This is a genomic window from Oceanihabitans sp. 2_MG-2023 (assembly GCF_030547245.1).
Classification (GTDB): domain Bacteria; phylum Bacteroidota; class Bacteroidia; order Flavobacteriales; family Flavobacteriaceae; genus Oceanihabitans.
In genome coordinates this window covers 592,155-616,437 of record NZ_JAUOQT010000001.1, presented here as the reverse complement: position 1 = coordinate 616,437, position 24,283 = coordinate 592,155, and the positions used below count along the sequence as shown (strand labels likewise).

At 32.1% G+C, this 24,283-nt stretch carries 24 protein-coding genes; 9 read left to right on the top strand and 15 right to left on the bottom strand.

Going from position 1 to position 24,283, the window contains the following annotated elements; genetic code table 11:
- Nucleotides 1–5: 5 nt before the first annotated feature.
- The 5 genes from Q4512_RS02615 to Q4512_RS02595 all read right to left on the bottom strand — a co-directional run bounded on the left by Q4512_RS02615 (nt 6) and on the right by Q4512_RS02595 (nt 4,593).
- Nucleotides 6–1,097, bottom strand: a complete 1,092-nt coding sequence (locus Q4512_RS02615) for a hypothetical protein (protein ID WP_303421320.1) — start codon at nt 1,095–1,097, stop codon at nt 6–8.
- 98 nt (nt 1,098–1,195) lie between these two features.
- Nucleotides 1,196–2,185 carry an aspartate-semialdehyde dehydrogenase gene (locus Q4512_RS02610; protein WP_303421318.1) on the bottom strand — a complete coding sequence of 330 codons (990 nt, stop codon included), beginning with the start codon at nt 2,183–2,185 and terminating at the stop codon, nt 1,196–1,198.
- Between the two features lie 171 nt (nt 2,186–2,356).
- Nucleotides 2,357–2,758 (bottom strand): large conductance mechanosensitive channel protein MscL, encoded by a 402-nt coding sequence (gene mscL, locus Q4512_RS02605; RefSeq protein WP_303421317.1) that lies wholly within the window; start codon nt 2,756–2,758, stop codon nt 2,357–2,359.
- An 88-nt stretch (nt 2,759–2,846) separates the two neighbouring features.
- Nucleotides 2,847–3,953 (bottom strand): alanine racemase, encoded by a 1,107-nt coding sequence (alr, locus tag Q4512_RS02600; protein WP_303421315.1) that lies wholly within the window; start codon nt 3,951–3,953, stop codon nt 2,847–2,849.
- Nucleotides 3,946–4,593, bottom strand: a complete 648-nt coding sequence (locus Q4512_RS02595; protein ID WP_303421314.1) for a thymidine kinase — start codon at nt 4,591–4,593, stop codon at nt 3,946–3,948. Before Q4512_RS02595 ends, alr begins: the two co-directional genes overlap by 8 nt.
- A 118-nt stretch (nt 4,594–4,711) precedes the next feature.
- Between Q4512_RS02595 and Q4512_RS02590 the strand changes: the two genes are divergently transcribed.
- The 4 genes from Q4512_RS02590 to Q4512_RS02575 are packed head-to-tail and all read left to right on the top strand — an operon-like array spanning nt 4,712 to nt 7,096.
- Nucleotides 4,712–5,440, top strand: a complete 729-nt coding sequence (locus Q4512_RS02590) for a hypothetical protein (RefSeq protein WP_303421312.1) — start codon at nt 4,712–4,714, stop codon at nt 5,438–5,440.
- Nucleotides 5,440–6,117 carry a 16S rRNA (cytidine(1402)-2'-O)-methyltransferase gene (gene rsmI, locus Q4512_RS02585; protein WP_303421311.1) on the top strand — a complete coding sequence of 226 codons (678 nt, stop codon included), beginning with the start codon at nt 5,440–5,442 and terminating at the stop codon, nt 6,115–6,117. Before Q4512_RS02590 ends, rsmI begins: the two co-directional genes overlap by 1 nt.
- 42 nt (nt 6,118–6,159) lie before the next feature.
- Entirely contained in the window at nt 6,160–6,504 is a 345-nt protein-coding gene (locus tag Q4512_RS02580) for a HopJ type III effector protein (RefSeq protein WP_303421822.1), read from the top strand.
- 19 nt (nt 6,505–6,523) lie between these two features.
- Complete coding sequence (locus Q4512_RS02575) at nt 6,524–7,096, top strand: uracil-DNA glycosylase family protein (protein WP_303421310.1); 573 nt, start codon at nt 6,524–6,526, stop codon at nt 7,094–7,096.
- Between the two features lie 77 nt (nt 7,097–7,173).
- On the opposite strand, the gene Q4512_RS02570 is transcribed toward Q4512_RS02575, so the two are convergent.
- Nucleotides 7,174–7,764: a carboxymuconolactone decarboxylase family protein gene (locus Q4512_RS02570; RefSeq protein ID WP_303421308.1), complete on the bottom strand. Its 591-nt coding sequence runs from the start codon at nt 7,762–7,764 to the stop codon at nt 7,174–7,176.
- 54 nt (nt 7,765–7,818) lie between these two features.
- Between Q4512_RS02570 and Q4512_RS02565 the strand changes: the two genes are divergently transcribed.
- The 3 genes from Q4512_RS02565 to Q4512_RS02555 are packed head-to-tail and all read left to right on the top strand — an operon-like array spanning nt 7,819 to nt 11,228.
- Entirely contained in the window at nt 7,819–8,241 is a 423-nt protein-coding gene (locus Q4512_RS02565) for an OsmC family protein (RefSeq protein ID WP_303421306.1), read from the top strand.
- Nucleotides 8,242–8,263: 22 nt separating this feature from the next.
- The gene (recJ, locus tag Q4512_RS02560) at nt 8,264–9,955 is read left to right on the top strand and encodes a single-stranded-DNA-specific exonuclease RecJ (RefSeq protein ID WP_303421304.1); all 1,692 of its coding nucleotides are present in this window, start codon (nt 8,264–8,266) and stop codon (nt 9,953–9,955) included.
- A gap of 4 nt (nt 9,956–9,959) precedes the next feature.
- Nucleotides 9,960–11,228 carry an MFS transporter gene (locus tag Q4512_RS02555; RefSeq protein ID WP_303421303.1) on the top strand — a complete coding sequence of 423 codons (1,269 nt, stop codon included), beginning with the start codon at nt 9,960–9,962 and terminating at the stop codon, nt 11,226–11,228.
- 164 nt (nt 11,229–11,392) lie between these two features.
- On the opposite strand, the gene Q4512_RS02550 is transcribed toward Q4512_RS02555, so the two are convergent.
- From Q4512_RS02550 to Q4512_RS02530, 5 genes are all read right to left on the bottom strand, one after another.
- Nucleotides 11,393–11,506, bottom strand: coding sequence for a DUF3784 domain-containing protein (locus Q4512_RS02550; protein ID WP_303421302.1), 114 nt, complete (start codon nt 11,504–11,506; stop codon nt 11,393–11,395).
- A 33-nt stretch (nt 11,507–11,539) separates the two neighbouring features.
- Nucleotides 11,540–12,301 carry a UDP-2,3-diacylglucosamine diphosphatase gene (locus Q4512_RS02545; RefSeq protein ID WP_303421301.1) on the bottom strand — a complete coding sequence of 254 codons (762 nt, stop codon included), beginning with the start codon at nt 12,299–12,301 and terminating at the stop codon, nt 11,540–11,542.
- Nucleotides 12,302–12,424: 123 nt separating this feature from the next.
- Complete coding sequence (locus tag Q4512_RS02540; protein WP_303421299.1) at nt 12,425–12,877, bottom strand: 6-carboxytetrahydropterin synthase; 453 nt, start codon at nt 12,875–12,877, stop codon at nt 12,425–12,427.
- A 99-nt stretch (nt 12,878–12,976) separates the two neighbouring features.
- Entirely contained in the window at nt 12,977–13,141 is a 165-nt protein-coding gene (locus Q4512_RS02535) for a hypothetical protein (RefSeq protein ID WP_303421298.1), read from the bottom strand.
- 32 nt (nt 13,142–13,173) lie between these two features.
- Nucleotides 13,174–14,508, bottom strand: coding sequence for an MATE family efflux transporter (locus Q4512_RS02530; RefSeq protein ID WP_303421297.1), 1,335 nt, complete (start codon nt 14,506–14,508; stop codon nt 13,174–13,176).
- An 82-nt stretch (nt 14,509–14,590) separates the two neighbouring features.
- Here Q4512_RS02530 and Q4512_RS02525 point away from each other — a divergent pair, with 82 nt between their 5' ends.
- Nucleotides 14,591–15,385 (top strand): universal stress protein, encoded by a 795-nt coding sequence (locus tag Q4512_RS02525; protein WP_303421296.1) that lies wholly within the window; start codon nt 14,591–14,593, stop codon nt 15,383–15,385.
- Between the two features lie 141 nt (nt 15,386–15,526).
- A complete protein-coding gene (locus Q4512_RS02520) occupies nt 15,527–17,887 on the top strand; it encodes a hybrid sensor histidine kinase/response regulator (protein ID WP_303421294.1) in 2,361 nt (786 codons plus the stop codon).
- Here Q4512_RS02520 and Q4512_RS02515 read toward each other — a convergent pair.
- The 4 genes from Q4512_RS02515 to kbl form a co-directional block, all read right to left on the bottom strand.
- Nucleotides 17,884–18,729 (bottom strand): S9 family peptidase, encoded by an 846-nt coding sequence (locus Q4512_RS02515; protein WP_303421292.1) that lies wholly within the window; start codon nt 18,727–18,729, stop codon nt 17,884–17,886. The two genes, Q4512_RS02520 and Q4512_RS02515, sit on opposite strands and share 4 nt — an antisense overlap.
- Nucleotides 18,730–18,734: 5 nt before the next feature.
- Nucleotides 18,735–21,482 carry a PD-(D/E)XK nuclease family protein gene (locus Q4512_RS02510; protein ID WP_303421291.1) on the bottom strand — a complete coding sequence of 916 codons (2,748 nt, stop codon included), beginning with the start codon at nt 21,480–21,482 and terminating at the stop codon, nt 18,735–18,737.
- A 70-nt stretch (nt 21,483–21,552) separates the two neighbouring features.
- Complete coding sequence (locus tag Q4512_RS02505) at nt 21,553–22,941, bottom strand: OmpA family protein (protein WP_303421289.1); 1,389 nt, start codon at nt 22,939–22,941, stop codon at nt 21,553–21,555.
- 123 nt (nt 22,942–23,064) lie between these two features.
- On the bottom strand, nt 23,065–24,258 hold the full coding sequence (gene kbl, locus Q4512_RS02500; RefSeq protein WP_303421288.1) for a glycine C-acetyltransferase: 1,194 nt from the start codon (nt 24,256–24,258) through the stop codon (nt 23,065–23,067).
- Nucleotides 24,259–24,283 lie beyond the last annotated feature (25 nt).

The following is a 24,283-nucleotide window of genomic DNA, read 5'->3' as shown; positions in this document are numbered from 1 at the left end:
GATAATTAGTTACAATTTATATTTAATGAATTAATCCATTCTTCAATTAATTCAATTCCTTCCTGATGCCTTAAGGTTCTCGCTAAAAGTGGCATTCTTACAGATTCTTCGGTTTCATTTAACCTATAAAATAGGACAGAATTTCTGGTGCTTCGTGGCTCTACAATATAAGTTAAACCTACACCTAGATCTGTGTCTGGAACTACGCAAACTCCCATGTTTAATGGATCTGAGGTAGCATTAAAATTAAATCGAACAGGTCTATAAGCACAATGGGATTCTTCCGAGTGGCAATGTGCACAATTAATTTCTAGGTAAGCTCGTGCTCTTAAATCTAGCGATAAAGTGGTATCATCCCATTTTGGTAGCGCCTCTACATTAGAAGGGTAATTAGTGTTAAGATAACCAAATTCCGCCCATTTTTGCAGTTGATTCATGGAGCCATCTTCATAGTTATAATTTAAGAATAAATTTCTAGGTTTAGGCCCAATAGGTATAGAAGTATCTCCAGTTTTATGACATGTGTGACAACGAGATTCGCTTGGTATTCTATACTCTACATGATTTGTTATAGAATTTTCATTCCAATCCATACTTACAACGCTTCCGCTTAAATCAAAAACCGCCTCAGTTTGCGAATCATTCCAAATGTAGTTTGCAAAGATCCAACTGTCGTCTTTTTTAATCATTAACCTAGTTTCTAGAATCTTCGATTTATTTTCAGGCAATACGTTGTTGTAATAAAAATTCTTTATTAGAACGGTTCCAATCGGAAAATCTAAAATATCACTATCGCTAATGTAATTTGCTTTCACATCATTAGGCATCCAGATAAATCGTTTTTTTTTAGCATAGTCTGAAAAAAGCGTGGAACGTAAATCGTAAGGCAATACACCATAAACGGGGTTTAAGTTTTGGATGTCGCCTTCAAAAAAGTTGTATTCTGAAAGGGTAGCGTAAGGCACTTGAGTAATATCAAAAACTACAGGTGAAATTTCTGGCACTTCGTTGGCCACGTAGTTGTCATCTGAGTCACAAGCATAAAATAGTATGCTAAGAAAAAAACAAGAGAGAATAGAAAGTACCTTTTTAGCCATAGATTTAAAAATGGCTATTAAGGTACGATTTTTTATGTAAACGATATGTTAAACAGGTTAAACTACAGTAATAATTATGTTAAAGTTGTTTTATATATTTAAACTAAATGATTTTCTACTAAATATTCTGCAATTTGAACAGCGTTTGTTGCTGCTCCTTTTCGTAAATTATCTGCAACAATCCACATATTTAATGTGTTTGGTTGTGTTTCATCTCTTCTAAGTCTTCCAACAAAAACTTCATCTTTACCATTAGCAAAAATTGGCATTGGATATTCGTTTGCTGCTGTATTGTCCTGAACGACAACTCCAGGAGTTTGACTTAATAATTGTCTTACTTCGTTTAAATCGAAATCATTTTCAAATTCAACATTTACTGCTTCCGAGTGACCTCCTGCTGTTGGTATTCGAACTGCTGTTGCGGTTACCGAAAAAGTTCTGTCGTTAAATATTTTTTGAGGTTCTCTAGCAAGTTTCATTTCCTCTTTTGTATAGCCGTTTTCTTCAAAAACATCACAATGCGGTAAAGCATTTCGTCCAATAGGATATGGGTAAGCCATTTCTCCTTCAATACCTTTTATTTCGTTTTCTAATTGCTGTACAGCTTTAACTCCTGTACCAGAAACAGATTGATATGTAGATATAACTACACGTTTCATTTTGTATTTTTCATGAAGTGAAGATAGCGCTAGTACTAATTGAATAGTAGAACAATTAGGATTGGCAATAATTTTATCTTCTTTAGTAAGTTCTTTTGCATTAATTTCTGGAACTACAAGTTTTTTTGTTGGATCCATTCTCCAGGCAGAAGAATTGTCTATTACAACAGTTCCTACTTCTGCAAATTTTGGAGCCCAATCTAGAGAGGTGCTTCCTCCTGCAGAAAATATTGCAATGTCTGGTTTCATTTCTACAGCTGTTTGTAGACCTACAATAGTGTATTTTTTCCCATTAAATTCAATTTCTTTACCAACAGATCTTTCTGATGCAACAGGAATAAATTCTGTTACAGGAAAATTACGTTCTACAAGCACTCGTCTCATAACTTCGCCAACCATTCCAGTGGCACCAACTACAGCTACTTTCATTTTATTAAAAATTTAGTTTACAAAATTATATCATTTATTAATGCAAACATTTAATATACTGTGTTTTTTTTGTTAAAAATGAAGTATAAAAAAAGCCTCATTTTAAATTAAATGAGGCTTTTTAAGTAATTATATGAATAATATATAATTATAGTGTTCTATTAAAGAAAATTACTTTTTTAATAAATCTCTAATTTCTGCAAGTAAATCTTCTTGAGATGGTCCTGCTGGTGCTGGAGCTTCTACAGGTTTTTTAGTTTTGTTGTATGCTTTTACAATTAAAAACATAACTAAACCAACTATTAATAAGTTAATAATTGTGTTTATCCAACTTCCCCACATAATTGCGTTTTCTGGAGTTGTTACTACTCCTGCTGCATCTACAATAGCTTCATCAAGAATGATTTTTTTGTCTGCAAAGTCTGTTCCTCCTGTAAAGTGACCAACAAACGGCATAACAATATTGTTTACAAACCCAGTTACAACCGCTCCAATTGCTCCTGCCATAATTACAGCAACAGCAAACTCAATTACGTTTCCACCTGTAATAAATTCTTTAAATTCTTTTAACATGATTTAGTGTTTTATAGTTAATTAATTAAGCAGCAATTTACTTAAAATTTTAACAAAATCTAAATGATAAATTTTATGAAAAGAGATTTTAACGACGAAATACTCGTTTTACCCGTTGAGATATAGCCGTAAGTAACTCATAAGAAATTGAGTTTGTTTCTTTTGCTAAAGTTTCGGCAGTTGTAATGCCGCCAAAAACGATAACTTCATCTCCTTCTTTACAATCGATGTTGGTTATATCTACCATAATCATGTCCATACAAACATTACCAACAATAGGAGCCTTTTTATTGTTTATCGTTACAAAGCCAATTTTATTTCCATACTGTCTACCAATACCGTCTGCATGACCAATAGGTAGTGTTGCCGTTTTAGTGGTTTTGTTTGCGGTAAATGCTCTATTATAACCTAGCGATTCTCCCTTTTTTATAATGTGAATTTGCGAAATAATAGTTTTAAGGGACGCAATAGGTAATAGATTTTTGTTCTCTTTTTCAGAATTTCCAAATCCATATAAACCAATACCACTTCTTACCATATTAAAATGTGCTTCGGGATAGTTTAGTATTCCAGATGTGTTGCAAATATGAAGGACTGGTTGATACGAAATCTGCTCGATAAATCTTTCTGCAATCGCTTTAAACTTATTCATTTGATTTAAAGTAAATTCCTTTTCGTTAAGGTCTTCACTTGCTGCTAAATGCGAAAAGATAGATGCTATTTTTATTGTTTCTGTCTTTTGAAGTATGGTAATTATTTCGTCTACTTTTTCGGCATTAAAGCCTAACCTATTTAATCCGGTATTAAATTTTATATGAATTGGATATTTCTGTTGTTTTTCTTTAGAAGCAACGTTTATAAATTCTTTTAAAATTTTTAGACTATATATGCTAGGTTCTAAACAGCGTTCAATAATGGTTTTAAAATGAATAGGTTGAGGATGTAATACTAGAATAGGTTTTGTTATTCCTGCATCACGTAGAGCAACACCTTCATTTACATATGCTACAGCAAATGAATCTACATCTAAATTTTGAAGGTGTTTTGCTACTTCTATTGCATCACTTCCATAAGCAAACGCTTTTACAACAGCTAAAAATTTTGTTTTTGGCTGTATTTTAGATTTAAGATGTTTGTAGTTGTGAGAAAGTGCTTTTAAATCTATTTCAAGTATTGTTTCTTGCACTTTAGACATTGGGTTTGTTTTCTTTGGAAGAAATTTCTTCAGCTCCTTGCACTTTCATACTCTTTATTTTTTCACGCATGGTAGCTTTGTAATATGCAGCGCGACTTAAAGGCTCATATTCTTCCGTTTCACCAAGTAATACCAATTTGTCGTTTTGCGATTTTCTAAAGCTATATTGTGCCAAATTACCGGTTCTAGTACAAACAGCATGCACTTTGGTAACGTATTCTGCAGTTGCCATAAGGTTTGGCATTGGTCCAAAGGGGTTTCCTTTAAAATCCATATCTAAACCAGCAACTATTACACGAATACCTTTGTTTGCTAAATCATTACACACGCGTACAATTTCATCGTCAAAAAATTGCGCTTCGTCAATACCAACCACATCACAACCGTCTGCTAAAATAGGAATATTAGCAGCAGCAGGAACTGGCGTCGAGCGAATTTCGTTAGCATCATGAGATACCACCATTTCTTCGTCGTAACGTACGTCTATAGCTGGTTTAAAGATTTCGACTCTTTGCTTTGCAAATTGCGCACGTTTAAGCCTACGTATTAACTCTTCGGTTTTGCCAGAGAACATAGATCCGCAGATTACTTCAATCCAACCAAATTGTTCTTTTTGATTTACTGTATTTTCAAGAAACATTTTGTAATTTTATCACTGCAACGAAACTAGTTTTTCGTTTGCATAAAGGTGGCGTAAATTTATTAAAAATCAAAAGCCTAAATTGCATTATATTGAAAAAATTAAAATTTATTAAATCATGAAGAAGAAGTTAGAATCTGAATTAATGAGTATTGCTCATAGAATTTTAAAGCTAAAAGGAAAAGAAGACGTTAATAAAATGCATGAAGAGGTTGCAGCACTTTATGAAAAACTTACGGTATTAAAATTTGCACAGGAAAATTTTGAGGAAAGCTTACCTACAATTGGTAATGATTCTTCTTTTTTCGGAATGCTAGATACTGCTTTTAATAATAAGGTTAGTGATAACATAGAGATTGAAGATAAAATCTATGTAAATATGGATGATAATGAGAATGAAGCCATCATGGAACCTGCTATCGAAAAAATAAAAGACATGGTAGCTCAAATGCCTAGTGAAACACATCAGGTGGATGATTTTTTAGAAAAGGTAATACCAAAAACACAGTTTCATAAAAATGATTTAGATGAAATTACTGCCGATTTTACAGAAATGCCTGTTTTTGAAAAAGTTAATAAAACGAATGAAAAAAAGTCGTTAAATGAAAAACTTAAAACGGGAGCATTACATATTGGTTTAAATGATAAAATAGCTTTTATAAAACATCTTTTTGACAATAAAAATGAAGATTATGATCGTGTAATTTCGCAAATAAATACTTCCGAATCTTTTGAAGCTGCACAAAGTTTTATTCAAACAATGGTAAAACCAGATTATAATAACTGGATAGGAAAAGAGGAAGTAGAAGCACGCCTTTTAGAACTCATTGAAAGTAAGTTTGAGTAATGAGTAAACTATATATTGTTCCAACACCAATAGGAAACCTTAAAGACATAACCTTTAGAGCTATTGAGGTTTTAAAGGAAGCAGATCTTATTTTAGCCGAAGATACTAGAACTTCTGGTAAGCTTTTAAAGCATTTCGAGATTGGCACACCAATGCAAAGCCATCATATGCATAATGAGCATAAAACGGTGGAAGGTTTAATACAAAAACTAAAAGCAGGAACTACAATTGCATTAATAAGTGACGCTGGAACTCCAGCTATTTCAGACCCAGGTTTTTTACTAACCAGAGCTTGTTTAGAAAATGGTATAAAGGTAGACTGTTTGCCTGGAGCAACCGCTTTTGTACCAGCATTAGTTAATAGTGGTTTGCCAAATGATAAATTTGTTTTTGAAGGTTTTCTTCCTGTAAAAAAAGGAAGACAAACTAGATTATTACTTCTAGCTGAAGAAACCAGAACCATGATTTTTTACGAAAGTCCACATAAGCTTATAAAAACACTCACCCATTTTTCAGAATATTTTGGAGAAGAAAGACAGGTTTCTGTTTCTAGAGAATTAACAAAGCTATACGAAGAAACGGTTAGAGGAACAGCAAAAGAAGTTTTAGAATACTACACAAATAAACCGCCAAAAGGAGAAATTGTAGTTGTGGTTGGAGGAAATCCTAAAAAATAAGAAAGTTGTTTTCTTTTTTAGAATAACAATTTAAAGATGAAAATGGATATACAAACATTCAAAAATAAATTAAAAACAACTCCAAGGACTATTGTGTTTTCAGAAACTATGGATGTTATTGAAACGAATTATGAATTCACACCAAAAGCATTTAAAAATGGTCCTTTAGAAAATGCCGAAGGACAAAATTCTGGTTCCTGTAAATTGTTTGCTTTTGCAATAACAGAAGGATTATCTAAAGAAGAAACGCTAGCATGTTTTGGTGCTTTTTATTTTAAAGATGTTTTAAAAGACCCAAACGGAGAAGGGCATCAAAATATTAGAAATTTTATGAATACTAGTTTTGAAGGTTTGGTTTTTGAAAGCTTTCCTTTGGTGAAAAAGTGAAAAAATTATTTCTCATACAATGGAAGATTTACTGCACAAAATAAGACAATGTGCTATTTGTGAAGCACATTTACCACTTGGTCCACGACCAATAGTAACAGGAAATATAGAATCTAAAATTATTATTATAGGACAAGCACCAGGAACTAGTGTGCATAAAACTGGAATTGCCTGGAATGATCCTAGCGGAAGACAATTAAGAAAATGGTTAGGAGTAACCGATGAAGATTTTTATGATGAAAACAAATTTGCCATTATGCCAATGGGTTTTTGTTATCCAGGAAAAGGAAAAACAGGAGACTTACCACCAAGAAAAGAATGTGCACCAGAATGGCATGGAGCTTTATTAGAAAAAATGCCAAATGTAAAATTGATTCTTTTAATTGGAATGTATTCGCAAAAATATTATTTAAAAAAGGATGCTAAAAAAACACTAACCGAAACGGTTGCGAATTATAAAGAATACTTACCTAAGTATTTTCCTATTCCGCATCCTTCACCAACCAATAGATTTTGGAAAAGTAAAAACCCTTGGTTTGAAATCGATGTGGTTCCTGAGTTGCAGAGAATAACACAAAATATTTTATCCTAATAAACCTCACTATCTCTAGCAAGGTTTATATCTTATTTAGAAGAGTAAGCAAACTGAAAACAACAACTCCCTACTATCTACACATGTTTTCCAACTTCAAATCCGTGTTTTCCTAAAAATTGGTTTCCGCTTTCAATAGCATCTCCCTCAAGGGTTGTTCCCATACTATCATTCCACCTATTTAAATAACCAAAAAGAGAAATTACTCCTAGCATTTCTACAATTTCGCCTTCTGTCCAATGTGCATGTAATCGTTTTTGTATCTCGGCATCTACAGCATTTGGTACTTGACTAGCAGCAAGAGAAAAATCTAAAGCAGCACGTTCTGCTTCATTAAATGCAGGATGGGTTCTGTATTCCCAAATATTATCTAACTGTTCTTGTTCTGCGCCATAACGCTCTGCAGCACGAATAGCATGTGCTTGACAATACCTACAACCTGTAGCGTTACTAGAAACCCAAGCAATCATTCGTTTTAAAGCAGAGGTGACTTTACCTTCATTAGCCATAACGGCTTTGTTTAAATGAATAAATGCCTTGCTAATAGCAGGGCGACGTTGCATGGTAAGTACCGAATTTGGGCAAAAACCTAATGTTTCGTTAAAAAATTCTGCTAACGCTTTGGTTTCTAAGTCATGGTCGGCAGATAATGGTGTAACTAATGGCATAATCTTTTTTTTAGTGGTATTTTTGATGTAACAATAAACAAAAAAAATAATACAATGTCTGATAAAATTACAGCCAATTGGAAAGGGAATATGGTTTTTGAATCTGATAACCCAAGATGGGATTCTATAATGATGGATGCTTCTGAAGAATTTGGAGGAACCAATTCAGGAATGGCTCCAAAAGCTATGATGCTTTCTTCTTTAGCTGGTTGTTCTGGTTTAGATGTGGTTTCTGTTTTAGAAAAAATGAAAGCTTCTGTAGAAGGTTTTTATATGACTGTAGAAGGAGAGCTTACCGATGAACATCCAAAATACTACCATACAGTAACTGTTGAATATCATTTTACTGGAAAAGAGCTAAACGAATCTAAAATTAATAAGGCTGTTAATTTATCGGTTGAAAAATATTGCGGTGTTATGGAAATGTTTAGAAAGTTTGCTACCGTAAAAACTTCTGTTCATCTTCATAATAAATAGCGAAAATTTTCTATATTAGTGTATGCGTTGGACAATCAAACCAAAACCGGAAACTAAAAAATTAGAAGCTTTACAAAAAGCGCTTCAGGTAGATGAAGTGGTTGCAACTCTACTTTTACAACGTGGTATAGATACTTATGAGGATGCAAAAACGTTTTTTAGACCTAGCTTAGCCGATTTGCATGATCCTTTTTTAATGCAAGATATGGACAAGGCTGTTGCTCGAATTGAACACGCATTTCTTCAAAAAGAAAATATATTGGTATTTGGCGATTATGATGTAGATGGTACGTCTTCTGTGGCATTAATGTCTTCGTATTTAAAAACTAGAGTAGACCGTATAGCAACCTATATACCTGATCGTTATGACGAAGGTTATGGCGTTTCTTATCAAGGAATTGACTTTGCAAAAGACAATGATTTTACATTAATTATTGCATTAGACTGTGGTGTAAAAGCGATTGATAAAGTAGCATATGCTAAAGAAAAAGGCATCGATTTTATTATTTGCGATCACCATAGACCTGGAGAAAATTTGCCAGATGCTGTTGCTGTTTTAGATCCTAAAAGAGGGGATTGTAATTATCCGTATAAAGAACTTTGTGGTTGTGGTGTAGGTTTTAAACTTATTCAAGCTTTAGCTAGCAAACAAAATAAAAAAGTAGAAGACTTAACCCAATATCTAGATTTGGTAGCTACTGCAATTGGAGCAGATATTGTTCCTATAACAGGTGAAAACAGAACTCTTGCCTATTTTGGTATGCAAGTAATAAATGCCAATCCGAGACCAGGAATTCAAGCTATAATTAATCAGGTAAAAAAAACAGAATTAACCATAACAGATGTTGTATTTACCGTTGCACCAAGAATTAATGCTGCCGGAAGAATGAAACACGGTAATTACGCGGTAACCTTATTAACCGAAATGGATTTTGCTTTGGCCGAAAAATATGCTACCGAGATTGAAACATTTAATACCGATAGACGAGATGCAGATAAACGCATTACGGAAGAAGCACTTCAACAAATTGAAGAACATAAAGAACAGGAAGGTTTTACTACTGTTGTTTACCATGAAACTTGGCACAAAGGCGTTATTGGTATTGTGGCTTCTCGATTAATTGAAACCTATTACAGACCCACTTTAGTGTTTACTAAAAGTGGTGATAAATTGGCTGCTTCGGCACGTTCGGTTTCTGGTTTTGATGTATACAATGCCTTGGAAGCTTGCGCAACACATATAGAACAATTTGGTGGACATAAATATGCTGCTGGTTTAACTTTAAAAGAAGAAAACTACGAAGCTTTTAAACAGGCTTTTGAAGCGGTAGTCTCTAAAACGATAGCCAAGTCTTTAATGACTCCAGAAATAAAAATAGATAGAAAGATAGATTTACGTCAAGTAGATGGAAGGTTATGGCGAATTATTAAACAATTTGCTCCTTTTGGTCCAGGAAATATGACACCCATTTTTGTAACCGAAGATTTACAAGATACAGGCTACGGAAAATGTGTTGGTGAAGACGATAAGCATTTAAGAATTACTGTAACACAACCGCAAGCAGATAAAATAGTTTGTATTGGTTTTGGTTTAGGAAACAAGCTAGATCTTATAACAAACAAAAAACGATTTAAAGCAGTGTATTCTGTGGATGAAAATCATTGGCAAGGCAATGTGTCTTTGCAATTAAAACTAAGAGATTTAAAAGCATAAGTTTATGGCAAGAAAAGATCCCTATGAAGCGCTAAGGTTTAAAGAATTTAATGTTTTTTTATTGGTGCGTTTTGCTTTAGTTTTTGGCTGGTCCATGCAATTTGTAGTAATTGAATGGCAGGTTTATGCTTTAACAAAAGACCCATTAGCATTAGGTATTATTGGTCTTTGTGAATTTTTACCTGCATTCTTTTTAGCCCCATTTGCTGGGCATATTGTAGATAAAAAGGAAAAAAGAAACCTTTTCACGCTTTGTATTGCGTTATTTTCATTGATAAGTTTTGGTTTGTTTTGGCTAACGTCAGATACCATAGAATCTTCTTGGGAAACAAAAACCATTTTGTACGGAATTTATAGTTTGGTGTTTTTTGGTGGTGTATTGCGTGCTTTTTTTGGGCCAACAATCTTTTCCTTAATAGCACTTATCGTTCCTAAAAAAGCCTATCCAAATGCTGCAACATGGAGCAGTAGTACCTGGAAAGGAGCGAATGTATTTGGTGCTTTGTTTGGAGGTTTTTTTATAGCATGGATAGGAGTAAACTATACGCTCGGAATTATTTTTGTTTTGGTAATGATTGCTTTGTTACTGGTATTCCAAATTGATAAGAAACCAATTTTAAACCAAGGTGTTAATGAATCTGTGAAAGAAAGTTTGCGGGCAGGACTTAGCTTTGTTTTTACCGATAAAGTTATTTTAGGTGCATTAACCTTAGATATGATTGCTGTTTTATTTGGTGGTGCAGTCGCTCTTTTTGCAGTATTTGCAACAGATGTTTTAAATGCTGGACCCAAAGGTTTTGGTATATTAAATGCGGCACTATCTTCAGGAAGTATTTTAACCATGTTAGCAACAACGTATATTCCAATAACTAAAAATACAGGTAAAAAGTTGTTGGTTTCTATTTTTGGTTTCGGTGTTTTTATGATCCTATTTGGGGCTTCAAAATTATTTTGGCTAAGTATTGTAGCATTGTTTTTTTCTGGAGTTTTTGATGGTATTTCTATGGTGGTTCGTCAAACAATTCTCCAACTTAAAACCCCCGATAATATGCGTGGTCGCGTTGGTGCGGTTAATTCTATGTTTGTTGGTTCTTCTAATGAACTTGGAGCTTTAGAGAGTGGTATTGCAGCACGTATTTTTGGGGCACCTTTAGCGGTTGTTCTTGGTGGTACAGTTACTCTTATTATTGTTACGATAATTGGGGTTAAAAATAAGCCATTACGGGAATTGGATTTAACCAAGGATATTGAAGCACATGAAAATGAAGAATAACCTTCTATTTTTTATATTTTTTGGCATTGGATTGGAGAAGTAAATAAGGAATTCCAATGAGTAGAGAAATAAAGAAAAAGATGTTTTGCAGGTTGTTGTTTTCAAAATATTTGGAAGCCAAATACCCTATACCTATTACTAATGCCATACCAAACATAACATTTTTAAAAAGGGTTGCCAATTCCTTCTATATGGTACTTTTCTTTTTCTTCATTAGTCATGGTGTTATAACCAGCAATTAAAAAATAGCATTTGCCATATTTTATTAATGTTCCCAAAAGGATAAATATACAAGCGGTTACTAGCAAGTGTTATGGTTTAAAGGTTTCTAAAGTCATGGTTTCTCCATCAAAAACACCATAGGTGTAATATTGAATCCAATCGCCAAGATTGATGTATTTTGCGTTGTTTTCTAAATCAATGTTTAACGGAAGGTGTCTATGTCCGAAAACAAAAAAGTCTCTATGTTTGTCTTCTAGCTTACGTTTGCAATATTGTACTAGCCATTCGTTATCATTGCCCAAAAATTTTGCGTCGTCATCTCCAGAAATCAGTTTGTTTTTTACAGACATGTATTGCCCGATTCGCATGGCAAAATCTGGATGTAAAATGCGTTTAAATAACCATTGACACAAAGAGTTGGTAAACACTTTTTTCATGCGTTTGTAGCCTTTGTCATGTGGACCTAAGCCGTCGCCATGACCTATAAAAAAACTTTTGTTATTAAAGGTAAATTCTTTGGGTTTGTGATAAACAGGGATGTTTAGTTCTTCTTCAAAATAGCCATTCATCCATAAATCATGATTACCAACAAAGTAATAGATTGGTATGCCAGAATCTGCTATTTCGGCTAGTTTACCAAGTGTTCTTGTAAAGCCTTTAGGAACTACATTTTTATATTCTACCCAAAAATCAAATAAATCTCCTAAAAGAAAAATAGCGGCAGCATCTTGTTTTACATGATCTAACCAGGCTACAAACTTTTTTTCGCGAGGTAGTGAAGCTTCTTTTGTAGGAGCCCCTAAATGGTTATCGCTTGCGAAGTATATTTTTTTTCCTTTTGGAATTTGCATACTGTAAATATAGAAAATGTTTGTTAGTTAACTAGATGCAGCGTTAAGGATTAAGCAATTGTTGGAGCTCCTTGTAAAGAGCGACTTGCGAAAGCCTGACCTTTTAGGTAACGCCAAAATTATTTAGGCATTATCACTTGCATACCATTCTGCATAAGAAGTTGCTGTTTCTTGCAGTTTTAGCGAGTGTAATTGTATGTTTTCTGGTAGGCGTTTTTTTATTTTCGAGGCAAAATCGATAACCATCATTTCACTAGTTGGTTGGTAGTCTACCAAAAGTACGTTGTGCCCTCTGTCTGATAATTCTTTGGCAAGCTCGCGATGTGGTGTGTTTTTATTAAAAACGGTTGCGTGATCAAAAACTTCAACAATGTCTTCTTTGACTATTTTTTTTAGATCGCCAAAATCGATAACCATTCCAAATTTCACATTGTTTGCGTCTTTGATTGGCTTACCAATAACGGTTACAAATAACCTGTAGCTGTGCCCATGTACGTTTTTACATTTGCCATCATAGCCATAAAGCGCGTGACCAGTTTCGAATGAAAATTGTTTTGTAATGCGTATGTTACTCATTATCTGCGTTTGTTTCTGTTATAAAAATAGATGATAACTAGTGCTATTCCTAGCACTAAAAACAATCCGTTTCCGCTTAAAAAATTTAAAATATCCATGTTATTCTTTTTTGTTTTTATTATATCTAAATATTAAATAAGCAAGAGCCACTAAAATGATAAAAGGCAACATAGAACCAATAAATACACCGATGCTATAATTAGCATCTGGCGCGTGTTGTATTTTTTCTTCTATATCTATGTCTTGAATAAGGGAAAGCAGCATATTTTATATTTAAGATAAAAGTTTAGTCAAAGTTACGCCTTTTGTGAAAGTGGTAAAAATTCTTTTCTAAAATTTATGATTAATGGGAATCCTCTGGCGATAATCCATAGTGTAAAAGCTATAAAAATGCCATATAATTTATAGTTTAAAGCATCTAGCCAAAATAGAATAGGTACAAATACGAGACCTGTAGAAAGGAGTAGTACGTTTCTAAGGGTTTTCATTTTACCTAAACCTTTAAAAATACCGTCGAAAATAAAAGCTAAAGCACAAAGTGGCTGCATGAGTAGTACCAACCAGAATATGTTATAGAATTCTTTTAGTACTTCTGGGTCCTTTGTAAAAAGGGTTCCTAAAGAATAGTAAAAAAGAGCACCAAAGCATGCAATGATAAGTCCTATTATAATTCCGTATTTTATTAATTTATTACTTAGTTTTAAGAGGTTTTTATATTCTTTTCCTCCTAATAATTTTCCGGATAAAATATTTCCTGCACTAGCATAACCATCAATAATAAAAGCACCAAGAAACCATAAGTTAATAGCAATTGTATATGCTGCAATATATTGTTTACCATAGCTTGTAGAAAAAGCACTTGCAAAATACAAGGTTACATTTAGAGCCAGAGTACGTAGAAAAAGATTAAGTATCATACCTATAAAACGTTTTATTTCTGGATTAAACGGAAAGCTAAAACGTAATGGAATATTAGTTTTGGTTAAAAGGTAATATGCAGAAAAAATTGCCATTAAAAACTGTGCAAATACACTTGCATATGCAGCACCTTTAATATGCATGGCAGGAATATAGTGTTCAATACCATACACTAAAATAAAGTCTAAAATAATATTTGCTGAAGCACCAATAACAGCAATAAGCATTGGGTAATAAGTGTTTTGTAAGCCTCTAAAAGTTCCAAAAACAGCAATAGTAAAAAGAGTAAAAGGAAAACCGAAAACGCGAATTTTATAATAATCTACACTATAATCTAATATTAAGCCAGAGGCATTATAGAGTTTAAAAATATGTTGAGCAAAAGGATAGGTACTTATAATAATAAGAATGCTTAAAGAAGTAATAATAAATATAGCTTGTGCAGGAAGGTTTTTAACGGCATCGACATTATCTGCTCCTACATATTGCGAAACGATAGAGGAAATAGCACTTCTTGTTTGCCCTAAAACCCAAATAAGCATAGAAATAAAAGCACCAACAATACCAACAGCGGCTAAAGATTCTGTAGCATTTACACTTATGTTTCCTACAATTGCAGTATCTGTTAGAGACAAAATAGGCTCAGACACTCCAGAAATCAATGCAGGAATTGCCAATTTATTTATGTTTTTCAAGCTAATATTGGTGTGCAATTGTTTAATTATTTAATTAGAAAAACTAAAGGTCGTAACAATTATTATAAAATCTGTATTTTTGCAATCTAAATAATACGTAATGAAAAATATTTTAGTTCCTATAGGATCATCAAGTAATGCAAAAAACACCTTACAATATGCTATAGATTTTGCAAAAGATATGAATGCAAATGTTTTTGTTTTTAGAGCTTTTAGTGTAACAGCAAAAGCAGGAGCAATGATAAATATAGATAGTATTATTGCGAGAGAACAGGTTGCAAGTGTAAAAGCAGTTGTAGATCAAGTAGACACTAAAGGTATTGATGTAAAGATAATATCTGCTAAAGGTGGAGTTATTGATAGTTTAGATGTTTTAAATAAAGAGATAGGAATAGATTTAGTTATTGTAGGGCAAAGGCCAAATGATTTACAAGAATCCTTTTTTTTAGGAAGAACCTCAGGAAGTCTAGTTAAACAAACAAACATTCCAGTTTTAATAATTCCGGAAGGATATATTTTTCAACCAATTAAAAAGGTTTTAACAGCAATTAAATCGGGTATTATTACTAAGAAAAATGCAGTATTACCTTTAGAAAAAATAGTTACTACTTTTGAAGCTAACATGCATTTATTACAAGTGAAAACTAAAAAATTCACACCAAAAGATTTAGAGATTTCTAGGGAATTAGAATCTTTAAAGACAGGTTATAGCACTTCAGAAAACGCTACTTTATTTCAAGGTGTTTTAGAACATTTAAACACACATAATCCAGATGTTATTTGTGTTTTTAGACGCAAAAGAGGTTTCTTTAAAAAGCTTTGGGAACAAAACACGATTAAAAAAGCAGATTTTGAAAGTCGTGTACCATTATTGGTTTTAAAAGGAGCAGAGTAAAATTTTTTAATGCTTATTATTTAATTAGAGAATTGTCTTTTTGAGTCAATTCATAGATTTTTTTGGTATCTTATCGAAAACCAAGGGTTTAGTAAAACCCTTTTTTAATACATTCGTATATATTCCCATAACCCCAAAACTATGAGATACCTACTTTTTTTTGCTGTTTTTGTGTGCCATTTAATGCATGCTCAAGAGTCTTTTAATCCTGAAAAAGGAGAAAATGAATTATATAAATCTGCTTCTTTTACTACTGTAGAAAATCAAGATTTAGATATTAATTCTATTATTAAAAATGATAGTTTAAAATACCAATCACTATCTTCTGATAACCATAGTGTAGGTTTTACATCTAGTGATTACTGGGTGAAATTTAAACTTGAAAACACTACTAAAAACGAAAAGACTTATTATCTAGAAACGGCAAGACCAATAACAGATGTTGCTACATTATATCAAATAAATAAAGCAGGAGATATTAGTGCTTTTAAAAGTGGTGATCAAATTTCTTTTAATGAACGACAAGTACAACATCGTTCCACCTTTTTTAAGCTAACCCTTCCAAGTAGATCAACACAACAGTTTTATATTCACCTAAAAAGTGACGGGGAAACTATTAATATTCCATTGAACCTATATAGTGAGTCTACTTTTTGGATGGTAAATTATAAGCAACAATTGTTTTTAGGTATTTTTTATGGTTTACTATTTTTAGCAGGAACAATCTATTTATTCTTTTACACAGGAATAAAAGAAAAAACTTTTTTGTATTATGGTTTTTATGTTTTTTCAATAGGATTAATGCAAGCTGCTCTAGATGGTTTTATACATCAATATATCCTTCCAGAAGGAGGTTTCTTTAATAGTAGAGCTGTTTTAATTACAGCACTATTATCAAACTTTTTTCTTTTAAAATATTGTGAGCATTTTTTAAAAGTAAGAGAAGTATTTAATAAAACACACAAAGTATTTAATACCATTTACATTGTGTTAGGTATTTTGTTTTTAATGCTTTTTATAAACCCTAAAACATTAGAGTTAGCATATCCTCTTAGTAATTTAAATGGACTATTTAGTTTAGTTTTAATTGTTGGTACTCTTTTTAGAATGCGATATAAGCGCATTAAAATTGACACCTATTTTACTTTCGGTATTTTCTTTTTAGTAATTGGCTTATTAGGTTTTGTAATGAATAATTTAAGTCTACTTCCTAATAATTTTTACACATTAAACAGTGCTAAATTTGGTTCTGGATTTGAAGTGATTTTTCTATCTATGTCCATGACTACATTAATACGAAATTTGCGGGTAGAAAAAGAAATATCGCAAAGAGAAGCACTACAAAAAGCAGAAGAAGTTAGTTTACTAAAAACATATTTCATGTCTAATATGAGCCATGAATTAAGAACTCCAATTAATGCTATTATGGGAATAGCAGAAACAGAGCTTAAAGAATTAAAGGATGAAGATAGAAAGCCTTTTGAAATTATTAAAAATGCTTCCTTTAGCTTATTAAGTAATATAAATGACATATTGGATTTTGAAAATATAGAAAAAAATAAGCTAAAGCTAGATGAATCTATATTCAATCCAACAGAAGCGATTCAACAAATTGTAGATAATTGGAAAATAAAAGCAGAAGAAAAAGGTATTGCATATCAATTTAAAATTGATAATAATTTACCAGAAAGTATTAAAGGAGATTCGAAACGCTTCATTCAAATAATTAATAATGTTTTAGGTAATGCTGTAAAATTCACCAATAAGGGAAGTGTTCGTTTTAAGCTTAGTTGTATCGCGCAACCCAATAACATACATCGCTTTTCTATTCATATTTCAGATACAGGAGTAGGAATGGATGCTAAAATGAAATCTAGTGTTTACGATAGTTTTAATCAAATGCGATTAAACCATAAAAGAGAGTTTGGAGGTGTTGGCTTAGGGTTAACCATTGTTAGACATTTAGTAGCTCTTTTTAAAGGAAGTATTAAAATTGAAAGTGAAAAAGGGGTTGGTACAGAAGTTTTTATTGATTTAGAATTAGAAAGTGCACCAAAAGCATTAAAAAAGGAAATTTTAAAACAAAAAGTAAAACAGTTGCATACGCCAATGCATATATTGGTTGTTGAAGATAACAAGTTAAACCAAATGGTTATGGGAAAACTTTTAAAAAGTTTTTCGGATGTTACTTATACTATGGTAAATAATGGTCAAGAGGCTTTAGATGCTTTAAAAACAGAGACCTTTAATGTCGTTTTAATGGATTTACAAATGCCGGTAATGGATGGTTATGAAGCAACAGAAATTATTAGAAGTGGCATCTTTAATGAAGCGATTACAAAAATACCAATAATAGCAGTTACTGCAGATGCAATGCAAGAAACCAAGCAAAGAGTTCTGGATTTGGGGATGAATGATTATTTAACCAAACCAGTTAATAAAGACGTTTTATTAGCAAAAATCGCTTCTAGTTGTCATACTGCTGTTTTAAAAATCGCTTAATTTTTTTTAATAAAAGAAATACTCTTATCGACTATTTTTTTTAACGAAATTGGCATTTTGCTTTCTGTCCATGGATGGGAACTATTAAAAACATGATTGCTATTTTCTATTTTAAAAAGTTCACTTTCTGAGTTCCAAAGATTTAGATTTTTTGCTTCGTTAAATGGTACCGAAGGGTCTTCAACGGCATGAATAATTAAAAATGGAATCTTGATTCTTTTGGCAGCTAATTCAATATTAAGCCTTGTTTCATTTGCTTTATAATCTAAGTAAAACTGATAATTATGTGGCATTTGTTGTTTAGTTCTACCGTTTAAAACATATTTAACACCATCTTTTTTCCATTGCCCAAGATCGCCAATGGTAGCAGTTCTTTTTGCAAAACCACTAACACTTGCCCAAGTAATTAGTTTTTTTATTCTAATATCCTCAGAAGTTTTTAGTATTGAAATTCCACCTCCTCTTGAATGTCCAATTAGTGTAATGTTATTTGTATCTATTTGATTTAAAAACGCATTATTTTTAGATAGAATATGTTGTAATACACTTTCAACATCCTCTAGTTCTTTGGTGTAGTTGTTTTCTGCAAAAGCCTCCAGATCTGGAAAGTCTATTGGGTTATCTATTGTTCCTCCATTATGCGAGAAATTAAATTTTATAAAAAATAATTCTGCAGCACTAAAAGCTTGCGCAACTAAATCCCAGCTTCCCCAATCTTTAAATCCTTTATAACCATGGCAGAAAATAACTAAAGGTTTTTTGTTGGCATTGTCTTTATAAAAAGCATCCCAAAGTATTGGTTTTTTTTGCTCTCTTTGTATTACTAGGTTTTTGTGAATCATTAGCATTAGACTTCTTTTTCAATAAAATTAATTTTAGGATTACAGATTTCTATAATGATTTTTTTGAGTTCTATTTCGAAATTAGCGAGGGTTTCTTCAGTAATAAGTTGGTCGCTATTTCGTCCCTCTTTCACACCAAATTTTATAAAACCAGCGCTTAGGTTTTTAAAAGAGATAATACCTGCTTCTAAAGGAAATGCTACTTTGTTTTCTTGCTTCATCATATACGCATATAAAAGTACCTGGAAACTTTTACTATATTTTTTGTAATCTGTTGTAATGTCTTCCCAATTAGAAATCTCTACTTGATTGGAAGCAACTTTCCCAGTTTTATAATCAATAATCCTGGTAATACCATTGTAAGAATCTACGCGATCTACTTTACCGGTTAGGTGTATTGTATAATCTAATTCTGAAATAGAAATGGCTGTTCTGTTGTTAGCCTCTAAAGCAATTATTTTAATTTGGTTTCCTTGTTTTACTTCTTCTATTTCTAAATTAATAAAATTAAAAACATAGCGTTTTGCAATTTCAAAAATGATAAGGTTTTTTCCAGTATTAATATCTCCTTCTTTATATTCCTTTTCAAAATGATAGGTAACTTTTTGGGCGATTTTCTGTTTTTGTTTTTCTAAATTCTCAGCCGTTAAAAAAACACCAATAAACTCTTTATATAAATCCTCTAGTGTATTATGCACAACCGTCCCAAGTGTATTAAAGGCAACACTTTCTTCTACGTCCTCTTGTTGCGTTATCCCTAATATTTTTTGATAATAAAAGTCTATCGGGTTTCTAATATAGTTGGTTAATGAAGAAGGTGAAAACCCTTTTTTCGCAACAGCTATTAACTCGTTTTGTATTGCTTCCGTTTTTTCAATTTCTATTAGTTTAGTAAAACACGCTTCTACCTTTGGAGTTACTATTTGATGCTTAATAGAATGATCTCCTTCTAATTCTAACTGCGTAATAAACCTGCTTTTTTCTCCTCCAGTTAAAACATCTGCTTCTGTATTGTATAAAATGTAAACATTTTTAGCGCGTTGTACTAACCTGTAAAAGTGATAAGTATAAACAGCATCTTTTTCTTTATATGTTGGTAGTTTGTTTTCTATTTTAACATCAAAAGGTATAAATGAATTATTAGTTTTTCCTGACGGAAGTACACCTTCATTTACCGAAGCTATGATTACGGTTTCAAAATCTAGTACACGAGACTCCAGCATTCCCATAACTTGTAAGCCTTGTAAAGGTTCTCCTTGAAAATCTAAAGTAGCTGCGCTTAATAATTCTTTATAAATACCATGAAGCGTATTTAAATCTTTAATATAGCTGTAGCTTTTATTTAGGTTAGAAAGTTCATTAAATAGCTCATTAAAGCGAAATAAGTATTCTAAAGAGAGTTTGTTTAAAGATTTATTTAAGTCCAAATCTTCTTTAATGCATAAAATTAGTGTATTACAGTTTTTAAGAATGTTTTCTACATTGTTGTCTTTTACCACAAATAATAAGTCTAGCACTTTTGAAGAATTTACGGCTAACTCTTTTAAGCGATCTATAGTGATGTAAACTAAGTTATTGTTAAGTATCGTTTTTGTTATTTTTGATGCTATATCTACATTATTATTATTAAGTAAAGGCCTAATGTACTGGTGAGAAAGAATAGCTATTACATCTTTGTAATAAAATGTATCGCCTCCTTTTTTGTGTATTTGAAAAATTTGTTCAAACAAGGATGCTAAGGGAATGGATTGTAAGGGAAACCCCATTGTAATATTTAATGCATCTATTGATGATGGAAGAGCATTTAATGTTGGTGTGAGTAGGTTTTCGTCTGCTAGAACAACTGCTGTTTGTTGTAAGCTTGCATTATTTTTTTTTATTTTTTTTAAAAGTGTACCAATATATTTTGCTTGTCCAATGTTTTTAGGGACTCCAAAAACCTCTATTTTTTTTTCTTTTTTATAATTATTCGTTTTCCAATTAAACGGGTTTGTAGAAAAGTATTTCCAGTTTTTGTGATGTTGTCTTGTAAATAAGCCAGCATCATGATATTTATTATCAAAAAACTTTTGATCAATATCCCAAAAAATTTCTCCCATTTCATTTTCAAGTAATTCTTGAATAATATTTTCTTCGGCTTTATTTAATGCATTAAACCCTAAAAAAACATGTTGATTTTTAGAATTACTTTGTATGTATGTTTCTAAATTCTCAACGGCTTCTCTGTAGATTAAACCTTGATAACCTGTTTTGTTTTGTAAAAGCGTTTCTGAAAATTTTGTGTAGTATTGATTTAATTTACTCCAAAAGGATAAATATTTTTTTATAAAATCAGATTTAGGTTCTTCTAAAGACCAATGTTTTAAATCTTGTATAGCGCTTAAATAATTAAATATTTTGTCTTGAGAAATAAGGTATCTATCTATTTCATTAAAATCTTGAAGTAGTATTTGAGCCCATTTTGAAAAGGAATCAAAACCTTCTTGATCTTCTTTTTTAGTTAATTCTAAATAGACTTTATAGAAAACAAATAGAAGTTCAGTGTTTGAAGTTTTTTTTAATTGCGATAAGTCTTCTACAAATTCTTCTATACTAATAATTTTAGGAGATAGAATAGTATGATTAACTATTTGAGCAATTTGATGTTTTAAAAAAATACCAGCCCGTTTACTGGGTAATATAAAGATTAGTGTAGATAAATCTTTATTTCTTTTTTGTAAATCTTTTAATACATCTAGAATGAATGTTGTCATTCTATAAAAATAAAAAACGCTTCGATATATCGAAGCGTTTTTATTAAATATTTAGATTGTTTGGTAATACTTATTTTCTAAGTTTTACTTCAACACGTCTGTTATTTTTCTTACCAGCTCTTGTAGAGTTACTATCGATTGGGTAATCTTCACCAAATCCAGCAGCAACTAATCTTTGAGCGCTTACTCCATTAGAAATTAAATAATCTCTTACAGCGTTAGCTCTTCTTTCCGATAATAATTGGTTAGAAGATTTAGAACCATCACTATCCGTATGTCCTTCTAATGTAAAGTTAGATTCTGGATATTCTTTTAAGATAGCAGTAATTGCTTGTAATACTGGGAATGTTTCTTGTTTGAAAGAAGACTTAGCACTATCAAATAAGATTGTTCTAGCATAGTTGTTTAATGTAGCCATTACTTCTGCAGTAGGAGCAGCAACAACTTCTGGACAACCATTGTTTGCAGCAACACCAACTTCGTTAGGACATTTATCATCTTTGTCTAAGATACCGTCACCATCAGTGTCTGCCCATGGGCATCCATTGTTAGCAGCAGGACCAACTTCGTTAGGACATTTATCATCTCCATCAGCAACACCATCAGCATCTGCATCTGGACAACCAGCTAAAGCTTTTAATCCAGGAACTGTAGGACATTTATCGTCTTTATCTGCTACACCGTCACCATCGCTATCAGGACATCCATTAAATTCAGCTAAACCAGCTTCATTAGGACAAGAATCTTTAGAATCTTCGATTCCATCACCATCAGCATCTGGACAACCGTTGAATGCTTCTAAACCAGGTACTTCTGGACAAGCATCATCTTTATCATATACACCGTCACCATCTGTATCTTTTCCACCAAACTTAACAGTTAAACCTGCTGAATGTTGGAAATGTTTAGATAAGTAATCTTCGAAAGAATGTTTATACGTAGATTGTAAGTTGAAACCAATGTTTTCTGTAATCCAGAAGTTTAATCCTAAAGAACCATTTAAAGTTCCAGCTCCGATTTCATCAATCCAAGTGTAACCACCACCAACACCTAAATAAGGCTCAATAGTTGTACAGTTTAATAAGTCTGCAAAGCTATATCTAACAGCTGCATCAAGACCATAATAAGACATTTCACTAACAGTTACGCTAGGTACTCCAACTGTTTCACCAATTTTTTCGATTTTGTTGATCGATCCTGTTACTCCAAGTGAAAACCCATTGTTAAGGTATTTAGAAACTGAAATGGTAGATAATGAAGGAAGGATGTTCCAGTGATCATCTACATTAAAGTATTCATCGAAGTAGTCACCTTGAGGAGAATCTTCTCCTACTGGATAAAGATCAACTGCGTTTACCCCGAAACTAATTGCCCAAGGATTGTTTTCATCTTGTGCATACGTGTTGCTAAAACCTAATACAAGCAACATAGCGAACAATAATCTGCTAAGATTTTTCATATTCAAAAATTTAATTTTTAAGTGTTAATTGATAAGCAAAAGTAAGTTGTTAAATATTATTAACAAAGACAAATATAAAAAAATATTAAAAAAAACGTTTAAAAATATCTGTTTGTAATCAATTTAAATAATTTCTAATGTTTTCCCAACATTAATGAAGCTAGTTATAGCCTTATCTAAATGCGCTTTTTCATGTGCTGCAGAAAGTTGTACTCTTATTCTTGCTTTTTCTTTTGGAACGACTGGAAAAAAGAAACCAATAACATAAATACCTTCTTTTAATAACATATTTGCCATTGTTTGAGCAAGTTTTGCATCGTATAACATTACTGGAACAATAGCAGAATCTCCTTCAACAATGTCAAAACCTGCTTCTTTCATCCCTTTTTTGAAGTAATTGGTATTCCATTCTAATTTGTCTCTAAGTGTGGTGTCATTTTTTAGCATATCAAAAACTTTAATAGATGCACCAACAATTGCTGGGGCTAAAGAATTTGAAAATAAATATGGTCTAGAGCGTTGACGTAAGATTTCAATAATTTCTTTTTTTGCTGTAGTATATCCTCCCATAGCTCCTCCTAAAGCTTTTCCTAAGGTACCTGTTATAATGTCTATTCTACCTAAAACACCTTTTTCTTCTAATGTACCAATTCCCTTTGGCCCAATAAATCCTGTTGCATGACATTCGTCAATCATTACCATTGCATCATATTTATCTGCTAAGTCACAAATTTCATCTAATGGAGCTACTAAGCCATCCATAGAGAAAACACCATCTGTTACAATGATTTTATTTCTTGCTCCATTTGTATTCGCTTCTATTAATTGTTTTTCTAAATCTGCCATGTCATTATTTGCATAACGATATCTAGCAGCTTTACATAAACGTACTCCATCTATTATCGATGCGTGATTTAAAGCGTCTGAAATAATAGCGTCCTCTTTACCTAATAAAGGTTCAAAAACACCACCATTTGCATCAAATGCTGCAGCGTATAAAATGGTGTCTTCTGTGCCATAAAAATCTGCAATTTTTTGTTCTAACTCCTTGTGTATGTCTTGTGTGCCGCAAATAAAGCGTACCGAAGACATACCAAAACCATGGGTATCCATAACGTCTTTTGCAGCTTGAATTACTTCTGGATGTGAAGAAAGCCCTAAGTAGTTGTTTGCACAAAAGTTTAAAACGGTTTCTCCTGTGTTTAATGTTATTTCTGCTCCTTGAGGAGAGGTGATAATGCGTTCTTCTTTATAAAGACCATTATCTTTTATGTCTTGAATTTCTTGTTGTAGTTGTTGTTGAATATTTCCGTACATGATTTTTGTTTTTTACAAATTTAGG